This window comes from Demequina gelatinilytica (genome assembly GCF_000971115.1).
GTDB lineage: Bacteria > Actinomycetota > Actinomycetes > Actinomycetales > Demequinaceae > Demequina > Demequina gelatinilytica.
This window is the reverse complement of the sequence record NZ_BBLV01000028.1, coordinates 1-3813: the sequence shown is the minus strand read 5'-3', so window position 1 is coordinate 3813 and position 3813 is coordinate 1. Positions and strand designations below refer to the sequence as shown.

General features: G+C 72.4%; 6 protein-coding genes. All 6 read right to left on the bottom strand.

The window, feature by feature from the left end; genetic code table 11:
* The coding region (locus AOM00_RS15960) for a hypothetical protein (RefSeq protein WP_500778300.1) at window positions 1-84 on the bottom strand (84 nt) is incomplete at its 3' end.
* Window positions 81-605 carry a hypothetical protein gene (locus AOM00_RS15085; protein WP_156159220.1) on the bottom strand — a complete coding sequence of 175 codons (525 nt, stop codon included), beginning with the start codon at window positions 603-605 and terminating at the stop codon, window positions 81-83. The genes AOM00_RS15960 and AOM00_RS15085, both read right to left, overlap by 4 nt.
* Before the next feature lie 357 nt (window positions 606-962).
* Window positions 963-1334: a hypothetical protein gene (locus AOM00_RS15080; RefSeq protein ID WP_062518583.1), complete on the bottom strand. Its 372-nt coding sequence runs from the start codon at window positions 1332-1334 to the stop codon at window positions 963-965.
* Window positions 1335-1404: 70 nt separating this feature from the next.
* A complete protein-coding gene (locus AOM00_RS15075; protein WP_062518582.1) occupies window positions 1405-1632 on the bottom strand; it encodes a helix-turn-helix domain-containing protein in 228 nt (75 codons plus the stop codon).
* A 77-nt stretch (window positions 1633-1709) separates the two neighbouring features.
* Entirely contained in the window at window positions 1710-2201 is a 492-nt protein-coding gene (locus tag AOM00_RS15540; RefSeq protein WP_156159219.1) for a hypothetical protein, read from the bottom strand.
* Window positions 2202-2264: 63 nt separating this feature from the next.
* On the bottom strand, window positions 2265-3767 hold the full coding sequence (locus AOM00_RS15535; RefSeq protein WP_156159218.1) for a tyrosine-type recombinase/integrase: 1503 nt from the start codon (window positions 3765-3767) through the stop codon (window positions 2265-2267).
* Window positions 3768-3813: the final 46 nt, after the last annotated feature.

The following is a 3813-nucleotide window of genomic DNA, read 5'->3' as shown; positions in this document are numbered from 1 at the left end:
ACGCTTGTCCGGCCCCACGTAACGCACGCGCCACCTGCCCGAAGGCAGCCGGTCCACGGCTCCGAACGCGCGGCGGCTGCTCATCGCGGCACAGCCGGCGGCCAGTCGAACAGCACGACCCCGGCATGAGGGTCTGGCTCCTGCCACCGCGCGAGCGGGGCGCGGTGGCCGGCGGGGTCGGGCACGGGCATGCCGGTGGAGCGCAGCCGGCGCGCGTGCTCGGTGTCGTGGTCCATCCGGTTGTGGCAGGTGCGGCACATAGGGCGGTAGGCGTTGAGGTCGGTGCTGTAGTCGCGCCCGGTCCGCGCGTCGGTCGTCAGGGGCGTGGCCCACGGTTGCAGCGCCCAGTCGATCGCGCGGTCAGGGCATGCGGCGCACCGGTACTCGGAGGCGGGGCCGTGGACCTGGCGCAGCCGAGAATGCATGCCGTCGAGGCCCACGTCCTTGCCCTTATAGGCGTTGTGGTCCTCGCCGCGCGGCCCGCCTGGCTCGAGGAACGTGCCCGCCCGCGAGAGCTGCTGGTAATGCCTCGGGCAATGCTTGCGATGGGTGCCGGGTGCGGAGCATCCATCGAAGAGGCAGGGGCGTCGGGGTCGTCGGGTCACGCTCGGTCTCCGATCATGGCGGGTTCGGTCGATTCGGTCGGTATCGCTGGTTTGGGGATAAAAAGTCGGCTGCCACCGGGCGGGGGTTGCATCGAGGCCTCAAAAAGGGGGTGCCGGGCGTGCGCGGCACGCGCTCGGCCCGGTATCCACAGGCGTCGCGCCTTGCGCGCGTTAGGTGAGGGTTCGCGCTCGGCGAGGTCGCTGGTTCCTTGGTTCATATCGATGGTTCCTTGGTTCCTGTGGTTCCTAATAGGCCCTAGTGCTGCGCTAGGGCAGGGCGAGCGCTGCGCTCGGTTTTGCGAGTGGAGCACTAGGTCAGTGGCCCTAGCGCTGCGCTAGGGCAGGGCGAGTGCCGAGCTAGGGCAGGGCAGTGCGTGCTACCTCCCTTCCGCGCACGTAATCCACAGGCGGAAGGTTGACGCGGTAGGCGGCGGTGAAGCCGTGGTGCGCGCGGCCTACGTCCTCGAGCGCGCCAATCTTCACCAGGTCGCGCACGTACTGGCTGAGCGTGTCCATCTGGCCCTTGGTTGGCTCACGGCCGGTCCCGATGTCGGAGTAGTCCAGTGCTTCGGCCAGGGGCAGGTGGCCACCGCGATACACGCGGGCCGGTGTGCGTGCGTTGCCGGTGTCGTGCACGTGCTCGGCCATCTTGAGCAGCACGATCATCCGAGGGTGGCTCTTGACGATGGGCACCCATCCCCACATCTGACGCTGGGTCTGGAATCCCATCAGCGACTCCCGTGCACGGGCGCAATGTGCTGTGATGGACGCGTGCCCGGCGCGTACTCGCCGGGCACGCTCATGCCCCCCGACCTGCCAAGGGGCCGGAGGTCGCGGGCCGGCTGTGCGCGTGCAGCCATGCGGTCAGGTGCTCGCGCGGTATCAGGACCTTGCGGCCGATGCGGATCGTCGGCAGCTCGCCGGCGGCGATGGTGCGATGGATCGTCTTGGTGCTCAGGTGGGCCGTCTCTGCGGCCTCGCGAACGGTGAGCAGGTCCGAGGTGGGACCGGTGGGCGTCGAAGGCATGCTGGTGTCTCCTGGTGCCGCCAGGGTGCAGGGAGACGTGCCGGGTGTGTCAGGGTGCCGCGTGCGCGGCTGGCGGCTTAGGCCGCTGCGCGAGCACCTGACCGGCCAGCGTTGGCCGGGGGTGCTGCGGTAAGGGTGGCGCAGGTCAGGATCACGCGTCGGAGGTGCGCTGCGCTCTCGTGCGCGAGGTGGTCGCGGCGTCTGAGCGCCGACGTGGACTCGGGTGCGATCGCGGTGGGCGCTGGCTGCGCCTGCGCGGTCGGCAGGGTGTCAAGCAGGGCAGCAGCGGCGCGGTCGCGCTCGGCCTCGAGGAACGACTGGAATTTCACGACGCGGCCATCGGGCGTGCGCATCGGCTCGCGCATCGGCAGCAGGTCCATCGGCTGGTCGGACGGCAGTGGCGCGTGCAGACGGTTGCGGCGTCGACGGCCACCGGACGCGGCGCGCCAGTAGGCACGGGGCGCGCCGGACGCGCGGCCCGAATTTTCGGGCCAGGCGCGGTACTCGGCGCTCTCGCGGCGGCGCGCGACACGGGCCTGCCGTGCCGCTGCGGTCGTCGATGCCGTCATGCGGTGCACTCTGCCACGAGGGACTGACAGGCCCCAAATGGACGGCTGATGACGCGCGTTCCCTCACGCCCCGACGGCGTGGGCCTCGGTCCACATGGCCAGTCGGTCCACGGTCGAGCGCAGGTCGTCATCGCTCGAGGCGACGTAGCGCTGCGTCGTCTCGGGGCTAGCGTGCCCTAGCAGGCGCTGGACTGCGAAGATGTCGCGGTCGAGGGAGTAGGCGGCCGTGGCGAACCGGTGGCGCAGCGCGTGGGCGCTGATCCCGTCGGGCAGGTGCGTGGCAATCAGCTTCCCCACGGTCGCGGGCGACAGGTGTCCGGTGGGCGAGGCGTCGGAGGGGAACAGGTAGCCGGCGGGAAGCGTGCGGATCGTGGCGGCGAGGGAGGCGGGCAGCGGCAGCACACGGTCGCGTGCGCCCTTGCCGTGCACGAGCAGGGACCACCGGCCGTCGCGGTCGAGCAGGTCGCTCGTGCGGGCCTGCGCGATCTCGGCGCGGCGCATGCCCAACTCGGCACCCAGGCGGATCATCAGGCGCTCGCGCGGGTCGGCGGCGAGCAGGGCGGCGCGGACGGCGTGCTCGCCCACCGGGTGCGGCGTCGGCGGGGACTGGCGAACGGCGGGCAGAGCGCGGGCAGGGTCGTGGTCGAGGTGGCCGGCCTCGAGTGCCCACGCGTAGAACGCGCGCAGCGATCCTTGGATGCTGCGCCGGGTGGCGGGGTCCATCGAGCGGGCGGCGAACCAGTCGAGCAGGTCGTCCAGCGTCACCTCCCACGGGGTCAGCGGGTCGAGGTCGCGGGCGATTCGGCGCAGGTGCAGGTCTCGTAGCTGCGCGGTGCGCGGTGAGCGTCCCCGGGCGAGCAGGTGCCGTCCGAACAGGCGCAGCGGTCCGGCCCAGGTGCTCGGCGTGGTGCGTGGCAGTGGTCCCCGGGTGCCGGCGGGGCGAGGGTCGGTGGTCGGCGCGGCGGTGGAGAGGTAGGCGGCGGGGTTGGCGGTGGTGCGACCGGCGTCGAGGCCCCAGGCGTAGAAGGCGCGCAGGGCGGAGCGGGCGGCGGTCGCGGTCGAGGCAGCCCAGTCTTGGGCGCGCACCCAGGCGGCGAGGTCGGCGGCGGTGACGGTCCACGGGTCGGGGTGGTCGGTGGTGGTGGCGAACAGGTCGAGGTGGCGGAGGCGTCGGGTCAGGGTTGTGGCGGCGCGGCCGGCCTCGCGCTCGGCGGTCCGGTAGTCGGTCAGAGCGGCGTCCCAGGCGGGCGACAGGGGCCGGTGGGTGCGCCCGCGCGCCGGGGCCGGGTTGGACCCGATGCGGCCTTGCGTGACGCCCCAGAGGTAGAACCGGTGCAGGGCTGAGCGCATGCGCTTGGGTGTGATCGGTGCCCATCGCTCGGGGGCGGCGAGCCATGCGGCCACGTCGCCGGCGGTGACGGTCCACGGGTCAGGGTGCGCAGCTGCGAAAGGGCGCAGCGCATAGCGGCGGGTCTCGATGGTGCGGGCGGCGATCCCGTCGCGCGCCTGGGTGCGTGCCCAGGCGGCGAGGTCGGAGGTCCACGCGTCGGTAAGCGGTGCGGTCATGGTCGGTCCTTGGGTCACACGTCGCGGGCGATGGTGTCGAGGGCTG